Origin of the sequence: Sinorhizobium glycinis (assembly GCF_001651865.1) — a bacterium.
Lineage (GTDB): Bacteria > Pseudomonadota > Alphaproteobacteria > Rhizobiales > Rhizobiaceae > Sinorhizobium > Sinorhizobium glycinis.
Genome location: NZ_LPUX01000064.1, coordinates 556627 through 580974 on the forward strand (window position 1 = coordinate 556627; position 24348 = coordinate 580974).

18 protein-coding genes are annotated in these 24348 nt (G+C 63.1%); 7 read left to right on the forward strand and 11 right to left on the reverse strand.

All coding sequences use genetic code 11. The annotated features are described in order from the left end of the window. Positions 1–88: 88 nt before the first annotated feature. The 7 genes from AU381_RS22425 to AU381_RS22455 all read right to left on the reverse strand — a co-directional run bounded on the left by AU381_RS22425 (position 89) and on the right by AU381_RS22455 (position 9018). Complete coding sequence (locus tag AU381_RS22425) at positions 89–1165, reverse strand: ABC transporter ATP-binding protein (protein ID WP_064243915.1); 1077 nt, start codon at positions 1163–1165, stop codon at positions 89–91. Further along, a complete protein-coding gene (locus AU381_RS22430) occupies positions 1162–3426 on the reverse strand; it encodes a glycoside hydrolase family 2 protein (protein WP_064244200.1) in 2265 nt (754 codons plus the stop codon). Before AU381_RS22430 ends, AU381_RS22425 begins: the two co-directional genes overlap by 4 nt. An 8-nt stretch (positions 3427–3434) precedes the next feature. Continuing rightward, entirely contained in the window at positions 3435–4256 is an 822-nt protein-coding gene (locus AU381_RS22435) for a carbohydrate ABC transporter permease (protein ID WP_064243916.1), read from the reverse strand. Then, positions 4253–5152 (reverse strand): carbohydrate ABC transporter permease, encoded by a 900-nt coding sequence (locus AU381_RS22440; protein WP_064243917.1) that lies wholly within the window; start codon positions 5150–5152, stop codon positions 4253–4255. Before AU381_RS22440 ends, AU381_RS22435 begins: the two co-directional genes overlap by 4 nt. Before the next feature lie 202 nt (positions 5153–5354). Continuing rightward, the gene (locus AU381_RS22445) at positions 5355–6629 is read right to left on the reverse strand and encodes an ABC transporter substrate-binding protein (RefSeq protein ID WP_064243918.1); all 1275 of its coding nucleotides are present in this window, start codon (positions 6627–6629) and stop codon (positions 5355–5357) included. 258 nt (positions 6630–6887) lie between these two features. Next, positions 6888–8015 (reverse strand): LacI family DNA-binding transcriptional regulator, encoded by a 1128-nt coding sequence (locus AU381_RS22450; protein WP_244520110.1) that lies wholly within the window; start codon positions 8013–8015, stop codon positions 6888–6890. A 67-nt stretch (positions 8016–8082) separates the two neighbouring features. Beyond that, positions 8083–9018 (reverse strand): AraC family transcriptional regulator, encoded by a 936-nt coding sequence (locus AU381_RS22455; RefSeq protein WP_064243919.1) that lies wholly within the window; start codon positions 9016–9018, stop codon positions 8083–8085. A gap of 198 nt (positions 9019–9216) precedes the next feature. Between AU381_RS22455 and melA (AU381_RS22460) the strand changes: the two genes are divergently transcribed. From melA (AU381_RS22460) to AU381_RS22490, 7 genes are all read left to right on the forward strand, one after another. Next, the gene (melA, locus tag AU381_RS22460) at positions 9217–10689 is read left to right on the forward strand and encodes an alpha-glucosidase/alpha-galactosidase (protein WP_064243920.1); all 1473 of its coding nucleotides are present in this window, start codon (positions 9217–9219) and stop codon (positions 10687–10689) included. A 333-nt stretch (positions 10690–11022) separates the two neighbouring features. After that, positions 11023–13104, forward strand: coding sequence for an ABC transporter substrate-binding protein (locus AU381_RS22465; RefSeq protein WP_064243921.1), 2082 nt, complete (start codon positions 11023–11025; stop codon positions 13102–13104). Positions 13105–13218: 114 nt separating this feature from the next. Continuing rightward, positions 13219–14232 (forward strand): ABC transporter permease, encoded by a 1014-nt coding sequence (locus tag AU381_RS22470; protein WP_064243922.1) that lies wholly within the window; start codon positions 13219–13221, stop codon positions 14230–14232. Continuing rightward, positions 14229–15356, forward strand: a complete 1128-nt coding sequence (locus AU381_RS22475; RefSeq protein ID WP_064243923.1) for an ABC transporter permease — start codon at positions 14229–14231, stop codon at positions 15354–15356. Before AU381_RS22470 ends, AU381_RS22475 begins: the two co-directional genes overlap by 4 nt. A gap of 11 nt (positions 15357–15367) precedes the next feature. Then, positions 15368–17038, forward strand: coding sequence for an ABC transporter ATP-binding protein (locus tag AU381_RS22480; RefSeq protein ID WP_064243924.1), 1671 nt, complete (start codon positions 15368–15370; stop codon positions 17036–17038). Between the two features lie 22 nt (positions 17039–17060). After that, positions 17061–18434: an alpha-glucosidase/alpha-galactosidase gene (melA, locus tag AU381_RS22485; protein ID WP_064243925.1), complete on the forward strand. Its 1374-nt coding sequence runs from the start codon at positions 17061–17063 to the stop codon at positions 18432–18434. 160 nt (positions 18435–18594) lie between these two features. Continuing rightward, complete coding sequence (locus AU381_RS22490) at positions 18595–18780, forward strand: hypothetical protein (RefSeq protein ID WP_064243926.1); 186 nt, start codon at positions 18595–18597, stop codon at positions 18778–18780. A 251-nt stretch (positions 18781–19031) separates the two neighbouring features. Here AU381_RS22490 and AU381_RS22495 read toward each other — a convergent pair whose 3' ends face one another. The 4 genes from AU381_RS22495 to AU381_RS22510 form a co-directional block, all read right to left on the reverse strand. Further along, positions 19032–19748, reverse strand: coding sequence for a hypothetical protein (locus tag AU381_RS22495; protein ID WP_064243927.1), 717 nt, complete (start codon positions 19746–19748; stop codon positions 19032–19034). Positions 19749–19884: 136 nt separating this feature from the next. Beyond that, positions 19885–21231 (reverse strand): SLC13 family permease, encoded by a 1347-nt coding sequence (locus AU381_RS22500; RefSeq protein ID WP_064243928.1) that lies wholly within the window; start codon positions 21229–21231, stop codon positions 19885–19887. A gap of 97 nt (positions 21232–21328) precedes the next feature. Further along, positions 21329–22843 (reverse strand): malonate--CoA ligase, encoded by a 1515-nt coding sequence (locus AU381_RS22505; RefSeq protein WP_064243929.1) that lies wholly within the window; start codon positions 22841–22843, stop codon positions 21329–21331. Next, on the reverse strand, positions 22840–24261 hold the full coding sequence (locus AU381_RS22510) for a malonyl-CoA decarboxylase (RefSeq protein ID WP_064243930.1): 1422 nt from the start codon (positions 24259–24261) through the stop codon (positions 22840–22842). Before AU381_RS22510 ends, AU381_RS22505 begins: the two co-directional genes overlap by 4 nt. Positions 24262–24348: the final 87 nt, after the last annotated feature.

Consider the following 24348-nt stretch of genomic DNA (forward strand, 5'->3'; position numbering starts at 1 on the left):
CGGGCTCCGGCTCGAAAATCCCCTCGCCCCGCTTGCGGGGAGAGGGCTAGGGTGAGGGGCAGCTGGCGTAGCCAGCGCTTTGAACCTCTTACCGCAGCCGCTTGCCGCCCTCGTCGAACACCAGCGCGCAGGCGGGGTCGAAGCGGGCGGTGATGCGGTCGCCGGATTTGAGGCCGCGGCCGTTCTTCGTTTCGATCACGACGAGTTCGCCATTGCCGTGCCGGGCATAGGCGAAGGTCTCCCCGCCGAGATGCTCGAGCATGTCGATCGTCAGGTCGAGTGATACCGAGCCTTCTTCCTTGAAGTGTTCGGGCCGTATGCCAATCGTTACGGGAGTCCCAGGCGCCGCCCCCTTGAGACCGACGGGGATTTTCACGCCGCCGTACTCCGGCAGCCGTGCATAACATTCGCCGCCGTCGCCGGCTTCGATCACGCCTTTCAGGAAGTTCATCTTCGGCGAGCCGATGAAGCCGGCAACGAACTGATTGGCGGGATCGTCATAGAGATCGAGCGGCGAGCCGACCTGCTCGACGACGCCGCCGCGCATGACGACGATCTTGTCGGCGAGCGTCATCGCCTCGACCTGGTCGTGCGTCACGTAGATGATCGTGGCGGCGAGCTGCTTGTGCAGCCGCGCGATTTCGATGCGCATGTGGACGCGCAGTTCCGCGTCGAGGTTCGACAGCGGCTCGTCGAAGAGAAAGATCTTCGGGTGGCGGACGATCGCCCGGCCGATCGCGACGCGCTGGCGCTGGCCGCCGGAAAGCTGTTTCGGCTTGCGGTCGAGCAGGGGCCCAAGCTCCAGGATGTTGGCGGCTTCGCCGACCCGCTTTTCGATCTCCGCCTTGGGAACGCCGGCAAAGCGCAGCGCAAAGCCCATATTCTCCCGGACGGTCATATGCGGATAGAGCGCATAGGACTGGAAGACCATGGCGATGCCGCGTTTTGAGGGGTCGACATCGTTCATCAGCACGTCGTCGATCGTGAGGTCGCCGGAGGTGATCTCCTCGAGACCGGCGATCATCCGGAGCAGGGTCGACTTGCCGCAGCCGGACGGTCCGACGAAGACGACGAACTCGCCCGACTTGATGTCGAGATCGACACCCTTGATGACTTCAAAACCGCCATAGGACTTGCGGACATCGCTGAGTTGGAGCTCGGTCATGCGCGCGCCGCTCCTTCGGTGGTGGCCGACAGTTCGAGCTTCGCCGTGCCAAGGCGCGACGAGGTGACGCTGACGGAAATGTCGCCGGCGGCACCCGTCGATTCCAGCCAGAAGCCGGTCGAGCCGCCCTGGAAGACAAGCCGGTTCGGTCCGATAACGCGTGCCGGGCCGTCAACCGCGATGTCGATGGCATCGTTCAGGAACGGCAGGATGTTGCCGGCCTGATCAAGGGCGCGGACGATGACCCGCACGCTGTCGCGCCCTTCGGCCCTAAGCGTCTGGCTGTCGGCCTCGATCGCGAGCGTCGTCGGCAGGGGATCGGCGACCATCCGGAGATGGGCGACGGCCTTGCCGTCGACGAAGCCGGTGAATTCGGCGCTCTCCCACTTCATGCCCCAGACGCCGAGCTCGTCCTTGGTGAAGTGGCGGTGGTCGATGACGACGGGCGCATGCGGCAGGTGCGGGAAGGTCTCGCGGTCCGGGCCGACGCGCTTCGTAAGCGAGCCGTATCTCAGTTCGATCTCGTCGCAATTGGTCAGCACGATCAGGGGCAGCACGCCGCCGATGTTGCGCTCGCCGCGGGCCCAGAAGGTGACCGGCTTCATCACCACTTCGTTCGACGGCTCGCACTGGCTGGTATAGACGTAAGCGGCGAATTTCGGCTCGCGGAACATGTCCATGACGCCGTGATAGCAGATCCGGTCGCCGGAGCCGAAGTCCTTGTGCGTGTTGTAGTCGAACATGCACCAGCCGATCGCGCCGGAAATGCTTAGGCTCCCATGGGCGGCGTTCAGCACTTCGAGGTGACGGCGGACATGTTCGGCCTGCCGCTGCTCCTGGTCGTAGATCTTCGTCGGATACATGTGGCCGCCGAATTCGGTGATGAGGTACGGCACCTTGCGCGAAAGCCCGGTGCATTCCTGCTGCGGGCGGAGCGCTGTGCGCGGCCGGTTCGAGCCGGGCAGCTCCTCGTTGCCGAGGATGAAGTCGTTCATCGTGTAGACGTCTTCGAGGAATTCGCTGTCGGTGATGTAGCGCACGCCGCCGGTCTGACGGGTCGGGTCGAGCTCGCGGGCGAGGCGATTGGTCTCGACATAGAAATCGTGCGAATCCTGCGACTCGTTGATCCTGACGCCCCAGATGACGATCGACGGATGGTTCCAGTCGCGCTCGATCATCCGGCGGACGTTCAGGATCGCTTCCTGTTTCCAGGCCTCGCCGCCGATGTGCTGCCAGCCGGGGATCTCCTCGAAGACCAAGAGGCCGATGCGGTCGCAATGGTCGAGGAACCATTTCGACTGCGGGTAATGCGAGGTGCGGACGAGATTGCAGTGCAGCTTGTGCTTCAAGAGTTCCGCGTCGCGCTCCTGCGCGCTGCGCCCCATTGCATAGCCGACATAGGGAAAGGCCTGGTGGCGGTTGAGGCCGCGGATCTTCAGCGGCCGGCCGTTCAGCCGGAAGCCGTCGACCGTGAACTCCGCCGTTCGGAAGCCGAAATGCGAGGAGAGGAGGTCACCGCCGTGATCGGTGCGGAGCTGGACTTCCACTCGGTAGAGCACCGGATCGTCGATGTCCCAGAGCGACAGGCCCTCAAGCCCCGTCATTTCCAGCGTGACGCTCTCGCCACGGGTCTCGCCGACCGCCTCAGCCAGCAATTGGCCATTGGCGTCCCTGAGCAGCGCCGTCACGGTGCCGGAGAAGGCGAGGCCTTGCGGATTGGCGAGGTCGCAACGGACGGTGACGGATTTGGCGTCGCTTAGGACGTCGTGGGTTTCGATCTTGAGATTGCCGATCGCGACCGCGTCGGTGAGCTTCAGCCAGACGTCGCGATAGATGCCGGCATAGGTGAGATAGTCGATGCGCCCGCCGAAGGGTGGGATCTCCGGGTTTTCGCTGCCGTCGATCTTGACGGTGATGAGGTTGTCGCCGTCGCGAAGCCTGCCGGTGAGGCGCGCTTCGAAGGGGGTGTAGCCGTCCTTGTGGGCGACGATCTCCTCGCCGTTGAGGTAGACGACGGCATCGGCCATCGCGGCACCGAAGACGAGCGAAACCTCGCGGCCGGCGAAGTCGGGACGCCAGGCGAGCACCTTCTGATAGGTGAAGGCGCGCTGATAGGAGGTCTCGTCGAAATAGTTGAAGGGCAGCTCGACGGCGTTGTGCGGCAGGCTGACTGGCTTGCCGGCTTGCAGTTTGCCGGCAGTGGCGGCGTTGAAGCCTTCGGAAAAGACCCATGAATCGTTGAATGAAGTTACAGAGCGCATCATGATTCCTATTTGACTGAGCCCAGCATGCCCTGGACGAATTGGCGTTGCATGAAGAAGAAGACGGTGAGGGTCGGAAGGGTCGCGAGGAACGTGCCGACCATCACCACCCCGTAATCGGGGTAATAGGCCGAGGCGAGCGACGAGATGACCAGCGTGATCGTCTTCGTCTCGTTGGATTGCAGCACGATCAGCGGCCAGAGATAGTTGTTCCAGGCGGTCATGAAGACGATGATGAAGGCGGCCGCGTAGGTCGAGCGCATCACCGGCACATAGATATAAAGGAAGATCTGCCACTCCTTCAGGCCGTCGACCTTCGCCGCGTCGCGCAGTTCCGAGGGAAAGGCCTTGGTGCTCTGGCGGAAGTAGAAGACGATGAAGGCCGAGCCGATCGTCGGCAGCACGACGGCGATATGGGTGTTGATGAGGCCCATCTTGCCCATCATGATGAAGAGCGGGATCATCAGCGCCGCAAACGGGATCATCAGCGTCAGCAGCATGGCGCGGTAGAGGTTTTCGCGCCGGCGCGAACGGAAGATCTCGAAGCCGTAGCCGGCAAGCGACGAGACGGCCAGCGTCAGCACCGTCGCGAAGATGGTGACCTTCGCCGAATTCCAGAAGACCAGCGGCACGTTCACCAGGGTGAAGAAGTTGGCGATGTTCGTCGCCAGCGCCTCACCCGGCATAAGCCGGCCCTTGATGATGTCGATCGACGAATTGGTCGCGCCGAGCACCATCCAGATGAAGGGGAAGACGGACAGGAAGGCCATCAGCCCGACGAAGCCATAGGTGAAGACGGCCGAGGCGATAGTGGCAGGGTTGTTTCTCATCTGTCGCGCTCCCTGGCCAGGAAGAACTGAAGGAAAGCGAGCATGGCGACCAGGATGACGATGACGTAGGAAACCGTCGCCGCATAGCCGAAGCTCGGCATGTAGCGGAACGTGAGATTGTAGATGTAGAGCGACAGCGTAAGCGTCGCATTCGACGGCCCGCCCTTGCCCTCGGTCAGGTTGTAGACCTCGTCGAAGAGCTGCAGCGTGCCGATCGTCGAAATCACTGTGGTGAACAGGATGACGGGCTTCAACAGCGGGATGGTGATGTGGGTGAAGCGCGCCCAGGCCGGAACGCCGTCGATGCGGGCGACCTCGTAGATCGACCTGTCAATGTTCTGAAGTGCCGCGAGATAGAAGATCATGTTGTAGCCGGTCCAGCGCCAGGTGATTGCGATGATGACCAGCACCTTCGCCCAGAAAGGATGCGTCAGCCACGGAATGGGCGAGGAAATGATGCCGATCGCCTCAAGCGTCGAATTGACGATACCGTCAAGCGCGAACATGCCCTTGAACAGCACCGAATAGGCGACGAGCGAGGTCACGCAGGGCAGGAAGATCGCCGTGCGGATAAGCCCCCGGCCGACCAGCCGCGGATTGTTGAGGAGCGACGCCAGGACGAGGGCGAGCAGGATCATGATCGGCACCTGCACGACGAAATAGGTCATCGTGTTGGTGAGCGCCTTGATGAACACCGGATCGTTCCAGAGCCGAACGATGTTTGCGAAGCCGGCGAACTTCATCATCATGCCGCGGCCGGACTGGAAGGACATCCAGAGCGACCAGACGATCGGATAGATCATGAACAGAGCGATCAGCCCGAGCGCCGGCGCGACGAAGAGCCAGCCATTGACATCATAATATCGGCCGATGCCGCCGCGCCGTGCGTGAACCATGATCCTCCTCACCGATCACGCTGATGATTTGGGGTGTCGGGTCGACCCAAAGCCATGAACGTCATCGATTCTAGTAGTTTGAAACGCGCGATGCGGGCGGAAACCGTTTTTCTCATCCCGCTCTCGACAGCCGTAAGCATGGCCGCGGCCTTGCCGCCGCGACCGGGAGGGGCGGGCTTCCACCCGCCGCCTCGCCTGCCTGTCACTGAATTTGCGTGCTCACTTCGGCGTCGATCGCCTTGAGGGCCTCATCGACCGGCGTGCCCTGAATGATTGCCGGCAATTGGGCGATCACGGCGGCATCCACCTCGTTGGTGAAGATGCCGTAGTTGACCGCGGGCACTTTTGTCAGCCAATCGGAGAAATTCTGCCAGACCTTCTCGCCGCCGAAGAACGGATCGGCCGCCTCGTAGGCGGCGCCGCCACGCGCGGCGAGCAGCGAGCCGACGGCACCGCGGTCCTGCAGGATCGTCTGATAGAAATCGATGTCCTTGGCGTAGACTTCATTTAGGAAGTCGATCGCCTCGGCTTTCTCGGCGGAGCTTTCGAGCACATACCAGCTCGATCCGCCAAGGTTCGAGGCATGCGTGGCGCCGTCGATCGAAAGCGCCGGGATGGGCGCGACGCCCCATTTGCCGGACTGGTCCGGTTGGGCCTTGACCGTGCCGGTGATCCAGACGCCGGTGACGACCGCCGCGACATCGCCGGACGCGAAGGTCCCGGCCCAGTCCGACCAGCCGGCAACCGGCTTGTGAATGTCGGCCGCCATGATTTTGCCCACGGTCTCCAGCGATGCCTTCAGCGCCGCATTGTCGGCGATGTTGGCCGTGCCGTCCTTGTTGAAGTACCATTGCCCTGCGGATTGCATGATGATGCGGATAAGCCCCGCGTCGCTCGGATCGATTGCGATCATCTTCTTGCCGGCCTTGGCCTCGACCTGCTTGCCGATCTCGATGAAACGATCCCAGGTAATGTTCTGCATGTCCTCCGGCTTGAAGCCGGCGGCTTCGAGATAATCCTTGCGGTAGTACATTCCCGCGACGCCGGAATCGAAGGGCATGCCGTAGACCTTGCCGTCGAGGGTCATCAGCTCGACCTTATACGGCGCGAAACCGGAATAATCGACGGTGCCGGAAAGGGGCGCAAAGGCGCCGGGGAAGGATTGCAGATATTTCTGCGCGCCGTAGTCCTCGATCAGCACGATATCGGGCAAAGCGTCGGCGGTGCCGGAGGCAAGGCCCGTCTGCAGCTTCTGCTCGACGTCGGTCTTGGCGAAATCGACGACGTTGAAGGTGACGTCCGGATGCGTCTTGGTGTAGCGGGCGCCCGCTTCCTTCATGATCGCGACGTTGAAGTTCGGGTCCCAGCACCAGATGGTGATTTCCTTCGCCTCTGCGGCGGTCACCGCCAGAGAGCTCGCGCTCGCGAGCGCAAGAGCGGCGATCCGCGGCAGATGGGCACGCGCGAAAATATCCATGAATTTCCTCCCTCAAGGTTCGTTCCCCGAGACAGTCCTCCCTGTCTCTGGGGCGGAGTATTTCCTAAAATCGGGAGCGATGCAATATTTCAGTAAATTTTTACTCCGGGTATTTCACAAGCCAGTTCAGTCTGCTCCATCTTCGCGCGCAAACGGCTCGAAGGCTTTACCCAGTGCGGATTAGAGGCAGCTACAATACGGAGCCTTGTCGACGGCGTCCCCCGTTACCGAGATTTGACGCCGGCGGCATCTCAAACTTCAGATGCCGCCCCACTGCTCATCGGTAAATTTCTTAATGTCGAAGTTCGGATCATCTGGGCCCATGGCGCCAACCTCGGCCCGAAGCTTTTTGATCTGATCTTCGCGATCGCCCTGCAGGGGCGTGCTTCCACGCCAGACCATTTCGGTTCCGAGGATCACCTTCTTAGGGACCTCCCGTCCGGAAAGGCGCTCGAGCAGCAAGTCGACGGCGGTTTCGCCGATCAGCTCGGCCGGGATTTTCACCGTGGAAAGCGGCGGCCCGAGGAACTGTGCGACGGGAATATCATTGAAGCTCGCCACGGCAATATCGTCGGGGATCCTCAGGCCTATCTCGTGAATGGCCCGATAGGCGCCGAGCGCCATGTTGTCGTTGCAGGTGATCAGGACCTTTGGCGGGTTGGGTTTCGACAGCATCGCCTTTGTGAGCGCGTATCCGCAGTCGGGAGTCATCCGCTCGACCAGGCACAAGTCCGGGTCGTAGAGCCCCGCCTTCACCATCCACTCGATATAGGTGCGGCAACGGCGCTCGGAATGGATGTTTTCCGGCTCATGGAAAGCGTCGATCCAGCCGACGAAGCCGATCCGGCGATAACCCATGCCGTGAACCGCTTCGAGGAGCCGGGTCATGGCCATCGCGACATCGCTCAAGACGCTGTCGTCCGCATCGCCGGCGGGCGCGTAATCGGCGAAAACCAGGTGGCGGCTGTGGCGGCGCAGCCATTCGAGTTCCTGGCCATAGTAGTGGCCGACCGCGACGACGCCGGAAGCGCCCTCGAGGATCGCCGCTTCCGGGGGGCTGCCGCTCAGGACGACCTTGACGATCTCGCTCTTCAATGCCTGGCAGCGGCTCTCGATGCCGAGCCGGACGCCGACATAGTAAGGATCGGCCAGCTCCTGGGCCGGCTCGAGGAAGTGGACGAGCGCGATCTTCAGCCCGACGCCAACGGCTTGAGCCGCGGCCCGGCTGCGATTGCGCGGCGTCGCATAATTGAGCGCCTCGGCCGTTTCGATGATCGCCTGCCGCTTCCTGGTGGAGATCGACAATGTCGGATCGTAGTTCAAGACCCGCGACACCGTCGCCGACGACACGCCGACAGCTGCTGCGATTTCCTTGATTGTCACCATTCTGTTGCGTCCGCCTATCAGCCCGCGCTTCGCGTCATTTCTTTAGTAAAATTTTATCGCGCAGATTTCAATCGCAAGCAGCAGCGAGCGTCGTTACCGATTCGTTTATCTGCCGGGTTTTCGCGGGGACGCTGGCATACATGCCGGTGGTGCGGAACTCCGTCGGGCTCGCGCCGAAGACGCGGCGGAAAACCTTGGCGAAATAATTGGGGTCATCGAAGCCCGACAGGATGGCCACTTCCTTGACAGGCAGGTCCGCCGTCTTGGTCAGGAGCTTCACCGCCCTCTGCAACCGCTTCTGAAGCACGAATTCGGCGGGTGGCATGCCTTCGCTCGCCGCGAAGATGCGCGAAAAATGCGCACGACTTAATCCCGAGACGCGGGCGAGTTCCTCGACCGGCAGCGGTTTCTCCAGATTCGAAAGGATGTGGTCGATGACGTGCTGCATCTTCCGAAATTCTTCACTGATGACCGGATGCGAACCGAAAACGTCGTCGTAGAGCGCCATCGCCGCCTCATAGGCGATCGCCGAGGCGCGGCCGGGTGTCTCGCCGCCGGTGATCAGGCGCAGGCTGCAGTCGGCCAGGTGCTCGATCGTTTCGGGCTGCAGCTTCAGGACCGGGCCGGTGACGGCGAGAATGGCGCGGTGGATGCGCAGCGCCTCCTCGCCGTTCATCGAGATCCAGAAAAACTCCCAGCGCCCGCCGTCCTCCAGCCAGTAGCGGTGATTGTGTGGCACGAGGAGGAGCAGCGTGTCGCCCTCGCGCACGCGATAGGTGCGGTGTTCGTAGCGCAAGTTTCCGGCGCCGCCGATCGTGTGCTGCAAGACAGTGAACGGCGTCTGCCCCCGCTTTCGCCCGTCCCAGTCGTAGCCGCCATCGGTCCTGATCTCGTAGCCGGTGCTCGTCGGCATGGTGTGCAGGCTCTGTCTTCCCCGCGGCAGAGAAACAGTGCGCATTACCGGTCCCCGGTCGATCAGTTGCTGCAGCACAGAATTACCCATGAAAGCACAATCCCTCTCTAGTCGCGCTCCGGATTATACACATAATGACCACAGATCGCGCAAGACGCGTGGCTAACCAGCGTCTGGTGCAGGGTTTTCGGTGAGGACGGCCCGCCGGTCGCGGCCGGATCAATTCGATGAATTGATTTTACCCTTATAGCGCGAAGATCGCCGTTCGCGAGGAGGAATTGAACGAAAATGGGCAGCTTCAAGATCGCCATTATCGGCGCCGGCAGCGTCGGTTTCACCAAGAAGCTTTTCACCGACATCCTGTCCGTGCCGGAGCTCCGCGACGTCGAGTTCGCCTTGACGGATCTGAGCGAGCACAATCTCGGCATGATCAAGACGATCCTCGACCGGATCGTCGATGCGAACAATCTGCCGACGCGGGTCACCGCAACCACCGATCGCCGCAAGGCGCTCGAAGGGGCGCGCTACATCATCAGCTGCGTGCGGGTGGGCGGCCTCGAAGCCTATGCGGACGACATCCGCATTCCGCTGAAATACGGGGTCGACCAATGCGTCGGCGACACGATCTGCGCCGGCGGCATTCTCTACGGCCAGCGCAACATTCCGGTGATCCTCGACTTCTGCAAGGACATCCGCGAAGTGGCCGAGCCGGGCGCCAAGTTCCTGAACTATGCCAACCCGATGGCGATGAACACCTGGGCGGCGATCGAATACGGCAAGGTCGACACCGTCGGGCTCTGCCACGGCGTCCAGCATGGCGCCGAGCAGATCGCCGAGATCCTCGGGGCCAAGGACGGCGAGCTCGACTATGTCTGCTCCGGCATCAATCACCAGACGTGGTTCATCGACGTGCGCGTCAATGGCCGCAAGATCGGCAAGGACGAGCTCGTTGCCGCCTTCGAGGCGCACCCGGTCTTCTCCAAGCAGGAGAAGCTGAGGATCGACGTGTTGAAGCGCTTCGGAGTCTACTCGACCGAAAGCAACGGCCATCTCTCCGAATACCTGCCCTGGTATCGCAAACGCCCCGACGAGATCACCAAATGGATCGACATGTCGGACTGGATCCATGGCGAGACCGGCGGGTATCTGCGCTATTCGACCGAAACCCGCAACTGGTTCGAGACGGAATATCCGCGCTTCCTCGAAGAGGCGGCGAGACCCCTCGACACGATCAAGCGCTCGAACGAGCATGCGAGCCATATCCTCGAAGCGCTCGAGACCGGGCGCGTCTATCGCGGCCATTTCAACGTCAAGAACAACGGCGTGATCACCAATCTGCCGGCCGACGCGATTATCGAATCTCCTGGCTTCGTCGATCGCTTCGGCATTAACATGGTGTCCGGCATCACGCTTCCCGAGGCCTGTGCCGCCACCTGCATCTCGTCGATCAATGTCCAGCGCATGTCCGTGCATGCGGCGATCACCGGGGACATCGATCTTCTGAAGCTCGCGGTGCTGCACGACCCGCTGGTCGGCGCGATCTGCACGCCGGAGGAGGTCTGGCAGATGGTCGACGAAATGGTCGTCGCTGAGGCTCAATGGCTGCCGCAATACGCCCATGCCGTGGAGGCGGCCAAGGACCGGCTCGCCCGGTCGACGGTGAAGACCCGCGACTGGACGGGTGCGGCGCGGCGCGAGGTGCGCTCCATCGAGGAAATCCGCGCCGAGAAGGACGCCGCGAAGTTGCGCGCCGCCGGGTAGGCGGTGTGGACGTAAGTGGACGTTGGCGACACCCCCTCTGGCCTGCCGGCCATCTCCCCCACAAGGGGGGAGAGGTCAGGCGGCCAGGTCTCGCCAATCGTTTCGCTTCTGCAGGGTGCAAACGTTCCGGTGGAGGCGAGAGCGTGCCCCGTCTTTCTCCCCCCTTGTGGGGGAGATGGCCGGCAGGCCAGAGGGGGCAGCTTGGTGACTTAGTCACTTGCGTATCAAAACGATGGCCCGAGGACACCTGCGTGAGGAGACGCGGGTACTTTTGAGGCAGGAGGAATGCCACCCGCTCCGGGATGGCAAATTTAGGAGGGAGAACCTGAGGCAATGAAAAAGCATCGACTGACAACAACGGCCAGCCTGCTGATCGGCATATCCGCCATCGCCGTGCAGGCCTTCGCATCCGAACCGACCGTGGTGCCCGAGCAGCCGCCCGTGCCGGCGCAGGGGAAGATCACCTATGTGCCGCGCGATTCGATCATCGAGTTCAAGGCCTTGTCCGAATACAAAGAGCCGGAATGGGTAACGGAGAAATTCGTCAAGGCCGGCAAGCTGCCGCCGGTTGCCGAGCGCCTGCCGAAGGAGCCGATGGTCTTCAAGACCGGCAACATGCCGGACGGCGCCGGCGTCTATGGCGACGTCATGCGCCATGTGATCGGCGGGCGGCCGGAGGGCTGGAACTACAGCGCCGGCCAGACTCAAGGCTGGGGCGGCATCGACATCGGCATGTCGGAATGCCTGACGCGCACCGCACCGCTCTACCAGGTCGAAGCCAGCGACGTCGAGCCGCTGCCGAACCTCGCCAGAAGCTGGGAGTGGTCCGAGGACGGCCATAAGCTGACCATGCATCTGATCGAGGGTGCGAAATGGTCGGACGGCGACCCCTTCGATGCCGACGACGTGATGTTCTACTGGGACGACAATGTCGTCGATCCGAACGTTTCGCCGCTGAACGGCGCGACGCCCGAAACCTTCGGCGAGGGGACGACGCTCAAGAAGGTCGACCAGTACACGGTCGAGTGGACCTTCAAGGAGGCCTTCCCGCGCCAGCATCTCTATGCCATGGCCTACGGCACCTTCTGCCCCGGCCCGTCGCATATCCTCAAGACCAAGCATCCGAAATATGCCGGCACGACCTACGACCAATACAAGAACGGCTTCCCGCCGGAATATATGAACATTCCGGTAATGGGCGCCTGGGTTCCGGTCGCCTACCGGCCGGACGACATCATCGTGCTGCGCCGCAATCCCTATTACTGGAAGGTCGACGAGGCCGGCAACCAGCTGCCCTATCTGAACGAGGTCCATTACAAGCTGTCGACCTGGGCCGACCGCGACGTTCAGGCGATCGCCGGATCGGGCGATTTCTCCAACCTCGAGCAGCCGGAGAACTTCGTCGAATCGCTGAAGCGCGCGGCGGATGAGAAGGCCCCGGCACGGCTCGCCTTCGGCCCGCGCGTCATCGGCTACAATCTGCGCATGAACTACTCGGCCAATGGCTGGGGAGAGCCGGACGAACGTGGCCAGGCGGTTCGCGAGCTCAATCGCAATCTGGATTTCCGCAAGGCCGTGACCATGGCGGTCGATCGCAAGAAGCTCGGCGAAGCGCTGGTGAAGGGACCCTTCACGGCGATCTATCCGGGCGGGCTTTCCTCCGGCACGAGCTTCTATGACAGGAACTCGACCGTCTACTATCCCTTCGACCTCGAAGGCGCCAAGGCGCTCCTCGAAAAGGTCGGTCTCAAGGACACCGACGGCAACGGCTTCGTCAACTTCCCTGAAGGCACGGCCGGCGGCGCCGACGTTCAGATCGTCATGCTCGTCAATTCCGACTACGGCACCGACCGCAATCTTGCGGAAGGCCTGATCGGCCAGATGGAACAGCTCGGTCTCAAGGTCGTGTTGAATTCGGTCGACGGCACCAAGCGTGATGCGACGCAATATGCGGGCAAGTTCGACTGGTTGATCCGCCGCAACGACCAGGAGCTGACCTCCGTCGTGCAGAACACGACGCAGCTTGCCCCCACCGGTCCGCGCACGAGCTGGCATCACCGGGCGCCGGAAAGCGGCAAGGTCGATCTCCTGCCGCACGAGCAGGAACTCGTCGATATCGTCAACAAGTTCATCGCGAGCAACGACAACGAGGCGCGCGCCGATCTGATGAAGCAGTTCCAGAAGGTCTCGACGGAGAATGTCGATACGGTCGGCCTGACCGAATATCCGGGGGCGCTGATCATCAACAAGCGCTTCTCGAACATTCCTCCTGGCGCGCCGATCTTCATGTTCAACTGGGCGGAAGATACGATCATTCGCGAGCGGGTCTTCGTCGCGGCCGACAAGCAGGGCGACTACGAGCTCTATGCGGAACAGCTTCCCGGCAAGCCCGGCGAAAGCGGCCCGAGCAACTGAACGTGATCGTCTCCCCCGGCTCCTCACCTTCGGGGCCGGGGGATTGCCCTTCACTCCAGTGGCGGTGCCGGTCGCGCCGGCATCGCCGATGGAAAACCGACGGAAGGAACGGCCATGTTCAGGTTTCTGCTTGTCCGCGTCGCCTCTGCCATTCCGGTGCTGTTCGTCCTGAGCGTGGTGACCTTCGCCATCATCCAGGCGCCGCCCGGCGACTATAGCGACTACATCCGCTCGCAGCTCATCAACCAGGGCGGCGCCTCCTTCGAGGAAGCCGACGCCCAGGCGCAGGCCTATCGCAAGGAGCATGGCCTCGATCAGCCGCTGCCGCTCCAATACGTCAACTGGGTGACCGGCATCGTGACGCGCGGCGATTTCGGCCACAGCCTCTATTACAACAAGCCGGTTGCCGACGTTGTCGGCGAGCGCCTGCCGCGCACCTTGGCGCTGGCTCTGGTCTGCCACATCCTTGCGTCGGTCATCGGCATCGGCTTCGGCATACTTGCCGCGACAAGGCAATATTCCTGGGTCGACAGCCTGCTTTCGACCGTCTCCTTCCTCGGCATGACGGTGCCGCGCTTCCTGATGGCGCTGATCATCGTCTATGTCCTCGTCTTCCATTTCAATGTCAGCGAGATCAACAGCTTCCATTCGGCCCGCTATGGCGGCGCGCCCTGGTCGTGGGACAAGTTCGTCGATCTGGTGAAGCATGTCTGGCCGGTGGTCGCGATCGCCACCTTCGGCGGGCTCGCCTACAACATGCGGGTCATGCGCGGCAACCTGCTCGACACGCTGAACGCTCAATATGTCGAGACGGCGCGCGCCAAGGGCCTGAGCGAAGGGGCGGTGGTGATGCGGCATGCCGTTCCGAACGCGCTGCACCCGCTCATCATGTATCAGGGCGTCGTGCTTCCCTACATGCTGACCGGCGAGATCGAGACGGCCATCATCTTCGCGCTGCCGACCGTCGGCCCGGCTATCGTCGGCTCCATGTGGGTGGGCGACGTCTATGTCACCGCCACTTTCATGCTGGTTCTCTCGGCAACGCTGATCGTCGGCAACATCATCGCCGACATGCTGCTCGCCGCGCTCGATCCGCGGGTGCGCATGGGAGGAGGGGCCTACGCATGACCATCGAAGCCCACGGCACCGTTCCAGTCGCGATGCAGCCGGAGGAAAAGCACCATCACGAAAGCTACACCGCCCTCGTCTGGCGGCGGCTGAAGCGCTCCTGGACGGGCCTGCTCGGCCTGATCCTCGTCAGTCTGCTGGTCCTGATGGCGATCTTTGCCGATTTCCTGTCGCCCGTCGATCCGAAGGCGACGGGCGTCGCCTTCGCGCCGCCGCAGGCGATCAGCTTCCGCGACAAGGACGGCAACTTCGTCTTCTCGCCGCGCAGCTACCCGGTGCGCGACACGGAGGAGCTTGACCCGATCACCTTCCAGCCGATCATCGGTCCCGACTACGACAATCCGCAGATCCTCGGCTTCTTCGTCAAGGGCGCGCCGTACCGGCTCTTCGGCCTGATCCCGGCCGAGCGTCATCTGTTCGGTGCCGTCGATGGGACGCCGGTGCATCTGCTCGGCACCGACAAGTTCGGCCGCGATGTGCTGTCACGCATTCTCTACGGCTCGCGTATCTCGCTGATCATCGCGCTGACGGTGGTCTCCATCGTCACGGTCGTCGGCACGACGGTCGGCATGGTGTCCGGCTATTTCGGTGGGCGCTTCGACGCTTGGGTGCAGCGTTTCGTCGAGCTGGTGCTGGCCTTCCCGCAACTGCCGCTCTACCTGGCGCTCGCCTCGCTGATCCCGGTGACGGCGCCGACCAATGTCTTCCTCGCCTTCGTCGTCATCGTGATGTCGGCGCTCGGCTGGGCGCAGATGTCGCGCGAGGTGCGTGGCAAGACCCTGGCGCTCGCCCGCATCGACTATGTGCGGGCGGCGATCGCCATCGGCGCGACCGACCGGCGCATCATCTTCCAGCACATTTTCCCGAACGTGATGAGCCATGTGATCGTCGCGGTCACGCTGGCGATCCCCCAGGTGGTGCTGCTCGAATCCTTCCTCGGCTTCCTCGGCTTTGCGGTCAAGCCGCCGCTGATTTCCTGGGGGCTGATGCTGCAGGATACGGCCAACTATTCGGCGATCGGCTCCTATCCCTGGATCCTCTCGCCCGTCGCCTTCGTGCTGGTCACCGTCTTCGCCTTCAATGCGCTGGGTGACGGCCTGCGCGACGCAATCGACCCCTATTGAGGAGCACGCCGATGGCAACAGTCGAAACCATTGTCGCGGCACCCGAAGAACGGCGCGACCGCCATTTGAAGGATAACCGGCCGGTCATCGACGCCCGCAAGGTGGCCGTCACCTTCAAGGTCGAGAACGGCACCGTCGAGGCGGTGAAGGATGTCTCCTTCCAGCTCTACCGCGGCGAGACGATCGCGATCGTCGGCGAGTCCGGCTCGGGCAAGTCTGTGACCGCGCGAACCGTCATGGGGCTGCTTTCGAAGCGCGCCACGATCGCCTCGCATTCGCGCATCGAATATGACGGACGCGACGTCCTGAAGTTCTCGAAGCGAGAGCGCCGGGCGCTGCGCGGCGACCGCATCTCGATGATCTTCCAGGAGCCGATGAGTTCGCTGAACCCGGTCTATACGATCGGCAGCCAGATTATCGAGGCGATCCGGGCGCATCGCCGCATGAGCCGCCGTGCGGCGGCGGCCCGCGCGCTGGAATTGCTGCAGCATGTGCAGATCCCGGATCCGGAAGCACGGCTCTACCAGTATCCGCACCAGCTTTCCGGCGGCCAGCGCCAGCGCGTGATGATCGCCATGGCGCTTGCCAACGACCCGGACGTGCTGATCGCCGACGAGCCGACGACGGCGCTCGACGTCACCGTGCAGGCGCAGATCCTCAACTTGATCCGCAAGCTGCAGCAGGAGCTCGGCATGGCGGTGATCCTGATCACCCATGACCTGACGGTGGTCAGGCAATTCTCCGATTATGTCTATGTGATGCAGCTCGGCGAAGTGAAGGAGCACAACACCACCGAGGCGCTCTTTGCCAACCCGCAGCACGCCTATACGCGCCGGCTGCTCGCCTCCGAGCCGACCGGTGCGGCCAAGCCGCTGCCGGACAACGCGCCGATCGTGCTCGACGGCCGCAACGTCCGGGTCTCCTTCATGCTGAAGAAGGGCGGCTTCTTCAAGCCGGAGCTGAAGGAGCTCGTCGCCGTCGACAGCCTGAGCCTCAATCTGCGCCGGCACGAGACCCTCGGGCTGGTCGGCGAATCCGGTTCCGGCAAGACCACCTTCGGCCAGGCGCTGATCCGGCTGATCAATACCGATGCCGGCGAGATCTTTTTCGACGGCGAGCCGATCCATGGCAAGGATCGCAAGGGCATGCGGCCGTTGCGCTCGAAGATCCAGATCGTCTTCCAGGATCCGTTCGCCTCGCTCAATCCGCGCATGTCGATCGGCCAGATCATCGAGGAGGGGCTGATCGTCAACGGCATCGGCGAGAACCGCAAGGACAGGCTCGCGCGGGTCGAGGACGCGCTCCTCAGCGCCGGCATGCCGGCCAACATCCTGTCGCGCTTCCCGCACGAATTTTCCGGCGGCCAGCGCCAGCGCATCGCCATTGCCCGAGCCATCGCGCTCGAGCCGGAATTCATCCTGCTCGACGAGCCGACCTCGGCGCTCGATCTCTCGGTGCAGGCCCAGATCATCGAGCTTTTGCGCAAGCTGCAGGACGAGCGGGGGCTTAGCTACCTCTTCATCTCCCACGACCTGAAGGTCGTGCGCGCGCTCTGCCACCGCGTCGTGGTGATGCAGCACGGCAAGATCGTCGAAGAGGGGCCGGTGAACGAAATTCTTTCCAATCCCAAGACTGCCTATACGGAGCGGCTCGTCAGAGCCGCCTTCGAAGTGGCCGCGTGACTCCCAAGAACAGAGGCTTTCCATGACCAGACAACCCAAGATCACTTTCATCGGCGCCGGCTCGACCGTCTTCATGAAGAACATCATCGGCGACGTCTTACAGCGGCCGGCGCTTTCGGCTGCGACCATCGCGCTGATGGACCTGAACCCGGAGCGGCTCGCCGAAAGCGAGATCGTCGCCGGCAAGCTGGTACGAACGCTCGGCGTGAAGGCCAAGGTCGAGACCTATTCGAACCAGCTGAAGGCGCTGGAAGGGGCCGACTTCGTCGTCGTCGCCTTCCAGATCGGCGGCTACGAGCCCTGCACCGTCACCGATTTCGAGGTGCCGAAGAAATATGGGCTCCGCCAGACGATCGCCGACACGCTCGGCGTCGGCGGCATCATGCGCGGGCTTCGCACCGTGCCGCATCTCTGGAAGATCTGCGAGGATATGCTTCAGGTCTGCCCCGAGGCGATCCTCCTGCAATATGTGAACCCGATGGCGATCAACACCTGGGCGATCGCCGAGAAATATCCGACGATCAAGCAGGTAGGCCTCTGCCACTCCGTTCAGGGCACGGCCTTCGAGCTCGCCCGCGATCTTGACATCCCGCTTGACGAAATCCGCTACCGGGCGGCCGGCATCAACCACATGGCCTTTTATCTGAAGTTCGAGCATCGGCAGAAGGACGGCAGCTACCGCGACCTCTATCCGGATCTGGTCCGCGGCTATCGCGAAGGCCGCTTCCCGAAGCCCAGCCACTGGAACCCGCGCTGCCCGAACAAGGTGCGCTACGAGATGCTGACGCGGCTCGGCTATTTCGTCACCGAAAGCTCGGAGCACTTCGCCGAGTACACGCCCTATTTCATCAAGGACGGCCGTCCCGACCTCATCGAGAAATTCGGCATTCCGCTCGATGAATATCCGAAGCGCTGCATCGAGCAGATCGAGCGCTGGAAGGGCCAGGCGGCGGCCTTCAAGGAGGCCGAGACGATCGAGGTGGCCGAGAGCCACGAATATGCCTCGTCTATCATGAACTCGGTCTGGACCGGCGAGCCTTCGGTGATCTACGGCAATCTCAGGAACAACGGCTGCATCACCTCGCTGCCGGAAAACTGCGCCGCGGAAGTGCCGTGTCTTGTCGACGCTTCCGGCATCCAGCCGACCTATATCGGCGCGCTGCCGCCGCAACTGACCGCGCTGATCCGCACCAACATCAATGTCCAGGAACTGACGGTCCAGGCGCTTGTCACCGAGAACCGCGAGCACCTCTATCACGCGGCGATGATGGACCCGCACACGGCGGCCGAACTCGACCTCGACCAGATCTGGTCGCTCGTCGACGACCTGCTCGTAGCCCATCGCGACTGGATCCCGGAATGGGCCCGCATCCCGAAAAAAGTAGCGGCCGCCTGATTTCTTTCTCCCGGTCAGGCGACCAGATGGCCCCGGAGCGCACGCGTTCCGGGGCTTTTCTTTGCATGGCGGGTTCAGCAAGCTGGAACCGATCAGCCTTCCGACTGTTGGAGTTTGTTCGCTCAGCGGCAAACGCCCAAGACAACAGATGGAGCCTCAGATGGAAAAGAAACCGGATCGCCCGAAGAACAAGGGAGAAAGCGGTACCGCCAGGAAAAACCAGCCTGGCCATGTCGGCGGGGATCAGGCCCGCAAGGCGCAGGACTGGGGCGGTGGATCCAAGGGCTCGAAGGGTCCCGTCACCGAGAAAGACAAGCACAACCCGAATTCGAGCGCCAAGACCTGAACTCCGAGGGAGCGGAATTGAAAATCGGGAGGACGGGTGTGACACCCCCTCTGCCCTGCCGCAAATCTCCACCACAATGGGGGAGATTCGCTGGAAACGCCGCCTCTGCCTCGCCTGGGCATGCCGAAATCAGGGCACCTGCAAGGCCATGCATTGGATACTGATAGGCCGGGACATTGCCACTGCCGATCTCCACCCTTGCGGGGGAGATGCCCGGCAGGGGCAGAGGGGGGTGCCGCCGCTTCAATCCCTCAGCTTCCGCGCTTCTGGCTCTGCGACCAGCCGGAGCCGAGCTGCTGGCTTTGGCTCTGCCCGTCTTGTTCCTGGCGGAAACCGCCGGAAGCCTCGGCTTCGGGCTGGGGCCAGGAACCGGGATTGGCCGGACGCGGTCGGGGTTCGTAAATTCCGCGCGGCGGCGTGTCGTGCGCACTGGCCGGTGCCGAAGCGCTATCCGTCCTGTATGTCCGAACAGTCCCGGAGCTTCGGGCAGAGTCTCTTGTCGCCATTACCGGACGGGGAGCGTCGAAGGTGTCTTCCGTGTGGCCGGTCGCTGCCGCGCTCGGCACGCCTCCCTGCCAGCCGCTCCAGCCCTCGCTCCTCCACAGGTCGGCGCGCTCGTCGAGATCGATCGTGCCTTCGTCGTCGAGGATGTCGCGGACGGCTGCGTAACTCTGATCGTCGATGCCGCTCACCGTCACCAGATATCCGCCGCGGGCGAGGCCCTCGGCATAGATCTCTCGGTCCTCGTCGGGGAAGAAAAAATTCTCGATCGCCGACCAGATGCCTTCCCGCTCGAAATCAGAGCACCCTTCGCCGATGCCGAGGACAAGCTGAACCGAGGCGCCGCCGAGTTCTGCCTTGTGCAGCCTTTCTACCGCCGCTTCCGCGTCACGCCGACTATCGAAGAAGGCCGTCATCGTGCTGGTTCCCTGGGCGGCAGTGCGTCCGTCACTGTCAAAGTCGGGCATGGATTCCTCCTGGGGTGCGTAATCGATTTTGGGGACACGGGAAGGCAAACCAACGCCGACAGCGATTGTTCCGAATGACTGTGGGAAGGCGGAGGAGGGCTCCGCCCTTCCGGAGAAGGGGATGTTGACGCTGCCGTCAGACGAGGCCCGGCACGACGAAGACCAGCCAGGCGACGACAGGCCCGATGATGGCGATCAGTGCGCTGTAGATGAGCAACTGGCGCAGCACGTGCTCGCGCTTGTCGTCCGGTGCGTTGGCGACGACGAGAGCGCCGTTCGTCGAAAACGGGCTGGTGTCGACGATCGTCGTCGAGATGGCGATCGCCGCCACGACGCCGATGGCGCTGATATGGCCCTGCAGCAGGAACGGCACCGCCAGGGGGATGATGGCGCCGAGCAGCGCCGTCGAGGAGGCGAAGGCCGACACGATCGCCCCCGTGAAGCACAGGAGCAGTGCCACGAGGAGCGGCATGCCGAGACTTGAGATGCCGCTGGCGACGTAATCGATCGTTCCGGCCTTCTCCATGACGCCGACATAGGTGATGATGCCGGTTATCAGCAGCACGGTCGACCAGCTCACCTTGTCGATCGCCGCCTTCTGGGTCCTCGGCGAGATGAGCGCCAGCACGACGGCGACGGTGATCGCCACCAGTCCGACATTGAACTTGAAGACGAGAGCGCCGACGCCGAGCGCCGTCAGGCCGACCAGGGTGGAGATCATTTCCGGGGTGAGGCGCAGCGTCTGCAGCGTGTCCGCCGCCGTACCGTAGGCGTGCTCCCTGATCGGCCTGGCGGGCGTGCCGCCATGGCCCCGGATCGATGCGGATACGCCCTCGGGGTGGAGCTCGGGCAGCGGACCGGCCGTTGCCGCTTTCTGCTTCATGACCCGGGCGCCGCCGAAGACGAAGAACACCAGCACGGCGATCGCCAGGTTGAAGAAGAAGCTGGAGAGGAACAGCGATGTCGGCGCGAAAGGCAGGCCGGCCTTGACGACGATCTGGTTGGTGATGCCGCCATAGACGCTGATCGGCGAGAAGCCGCCGGCCTGCGCGCCATGGATGACCATCAGGCCCATCATCGCCGGGTGGATGCGGTACTGGACGGCAAAGCTCAGCGCCACCGGCGCCAGGATGGCGACGGCCGCCGGCCCGAGCGCGCCGAACCCGGTGATCACCGCGGCGACGAGGAACATCACCCAGGGGATCCAGGCGACATGGCCGCGCACCAGGCGCACGGCGCATTCGACCAGCCAGTCGATGGTGCCGTTGATCTGCGCGATGGCGAAGAGGTAGGTGACGGCGACCAGCGTCAGGAACAGGTCGCTCGGGAAGCCGGCGAAGATGTCATTGGCCTTCATGCCGATGATCAGCGATCCGAGCAGGAAGGTGCAGCCGAAGGCCAGCGCGCCCATGTTGATCGGCTGGATCGTCGCGATGACGAACATGCCGACCAATAGCAGTATGGATAGGATTTCGATGCCCATGATTCCCCTCCCTCCGGCGCCTCACGGGCCGGCAGTTCGCGATTCTTGAGGTTTGAAGATACCGTGCGCCTTCCTCCCAGAGGGCGCACGAGATGGCTCAGGTCCTTATGTAAAGGTCGGCGTATTGCTGCCGCAGGACGTTCTTCTGCACCTTGCCCATGGTGTTTCGGGGCAAATCTTCAGCGAAGATGATGCGTTTCGGTTGCTTGTAGCGTGCAAGCCGCTCCCGGAGCGCGCCAAGGATGGCGCTCTCGTCGAGCGCCGCGTCGGGCTTGCACACGACGATGGCGGTGACGCCCTCGCCGAAATCGGGATGCGGGACGCCGATCACAGCGCTTTCGGCGACCCCCTCGAGCTGGTCGATCTCACCCTCGACCTCCTTGGGATAGATGTTGTACCCGCCCGAAATCACCAGGTCCTTGCCGCGGCCGACAATGTGAACATAGCCGTCCCGGTCGATCTTGCCGAGATCGCCGCTGATGAAGAACCCGTCCGAGGTGAATTCCGCGGCGGTCTTTTCCGGCATGCGCCAGTAGCCCTTGAAGACGTTCGGTCCCTTGATCTCGATCATCCCGGTTTCCTCGGGCGGCAGGGCGGCGCCGGTGGCGGGATCGGTGACGCGCACCGTCACGCCGGGCAGCGGAAAGCCGACGGTTCCAGCGATCCGTTCTCCGTCATAGGGGTTCGAGGTGTTCATGTTGGTCTCGGTCATGCCGTAGCGCTCGAGGATCGCGTGACCCGTGCGTTTCCTGAACTCTGCATGCGTTTCGGCGAGCAGCGGTGCAGAACCCGAAATGAAGAGGCGCATGTTGGCGACCGCCTGCCGGTCGAGGCGCGGGCTCTGCAGGAGGCGCACGTAGAAGGTCGGAACGCCCATCAGCAGCGTCGCCTCAGGGATCAGCGACAGGATCTCGTCCGGATCGAACTTCGGCAGCAGAAACATCGAGGCGCCGGCGAGCAGCGTGACATTCGTGGCGACGAACAGCCCATGCGTATGGAACAGTGGCAAGGCGTGGATCAGACGATCGGCGGCGGTCACATGCCAGTAGTCGCGCAAGGTCGTGGCATTCGAGAGCAGGTTGCCGTGGGTGAGCATCGCACCCTTGGAGCGGCCCGTCGTTCCCGAGGTATAGAGGATTGCCGCCAGGTCGTCGGCCGAGCACGACGCGTCGACGAAGTCGCCCGGCTCGTCGCGGGCGAGATCGAGAAGCGAGCCCGTGCCGTCTGCGTCAAGCGTTTCGACGATCGCGCCGTGGGGCCCTGCGATCGTCCTGACGCTCTCCCGGGCGGCCGGGGAAACGATGACCAGGCGCGGCTCGGCATCGCCGATGAAATAGTCGAGTTCGGCGAGCGTATAGGCGGTGTTGAGCGGCAGGTAGACGGCGCCGCTGCGCAGGCAGGCGAGATAGAGGATCAGCGCTTCGGCGCTTTTCTCGACCTGCACGGCGACCCGGTCGCCCGGGCGGATGCCGAGCGCATCGATTGCGCTGGCGATGCGGCCCGAAAGATCGAGCGCGTCATCATAGGTCCAGGTCCGGCCGCCATTGATGCGGATGAACGGCGCATCGCCGGAAGCGGCGGCCCGAATGGCGTCGAAAAGATGGTTGCTCACTTGCGCCCTCCTCCAATCCTGTCGTTCATGACCTGTGCGAACGGTCGTGACATTTCGTTCCTGCCGCCGCGGCGGCTGTCGCCGTTTCGGCCGAGCAGGCTCTTGACGGCCGGCGACGCTGTAACCTCGCCGCGCTGCGCCAGCGCCTCGTGGTTCATCTCGATGTCCTCGAGCTTGTAGAGGTAGTTGACCATCAGCCCGTGCGCCTGCTGCATGGCCTTGGCCGAGCGGTCGCCGAGGAAGTTCAGCCTGTCCAGGCGGGCGCCGTTGCCGAGATGGAAGCGGGCGACCGGATCGACCGGCCGGCCCTCCGGCGTGCGCTCGATCAGGAAATAATAGGCCGCGAGCGGCAGCAGCACGTGTTCGATCTCGTTTGCCGCGTTCGCGTCGTCGACCCATGCCGGATCGTCGAGCAGGCCCAGAACCTTGCGATCTTCCTCGGTCAGCAGCGGCTCGGCTTCCGAACTGCGCGCCCTGGTAAGCCAACGGGCAAAGCCCGGCACGGGCGAAAGCGTGACGAAGTTCCTGAGGCCGGGCAGGTCCCTGCGCAGGTCCTCGACGACCTGCTTGATGAGGAAATTGCCGAACGAAATGCCGCGTAGGCCCTCCTGGCAATTGGAGATCGAATAAAAGACGGCGGTCGTCGCCTGGTCCGGCTCGATCTGTTCCCGGCCCTCGTCGAGCACGTCCTTGATGGCGCTCGGCACGGATCGGGTGAGCGCCACCTCGACGAAGACGAGCGGCTCGTCGGCGAGCCGCGGGTGGAAGAAGGCAAAGCAGCGCCGGTCGGCCGGCGCCAGTCGACGGCGTAGTTCCTCCCAGCCGGCGATCTCGTGGACGGCCTCGTATTTGATGATCTTTTCCAGGATGTGCGCCGGCGTCGACCAGTCGATGGGTCGGAGCGTGAGGAAGCCTCGATTGAACCAGGAGCCGAACAGGTGGGTGAAGTCGGCATCGAGAGCGCGATCGTCGTCCGATCGGTCATTGGAGGCGAGAAGCTGCTGGCGCATCCGGACCAGCTTGGCCGTACCGCTCGGCGCATGATTCAATCGGCGCAGTAGTTCCTGACGGCGTGGTTCCGCAGCCTTGTGGAGTGCGATGATCGCCGCAGGGCTCTTTTCCGTGCGGTACCTGTCGACCGCCTTGTCGAGCTTTGCCGTATCGGCGCCGAATTTTTCAGAGAGCATCTGCAGGAAATGCTCGACGCCGGCGCTGTCGAGCTTGCTCCAGCGCCCGAGGATCTCGGCGGCAATGGCCATACCGGATGCTTCGCCGCGGCTCGACAGCAGCATTTCGCAAAGCGTCTCGAGATCGGCTTCGACGATCGAGTCCGCGGAGCGCGAAGCGGAAAACAAGAGCTTGCGTCCGCGCTCGGTGATGCCCTGCAGCATGTCGCTGAAAAAAGAGGTTCCGGGCATGCCATTCTCCTCCTGCTGCCTGGACAGTCTAGTCTATCGACGCGTGCCCGCGTTCTCATTTTCGAGCTTGGCAATATGGTATATAAA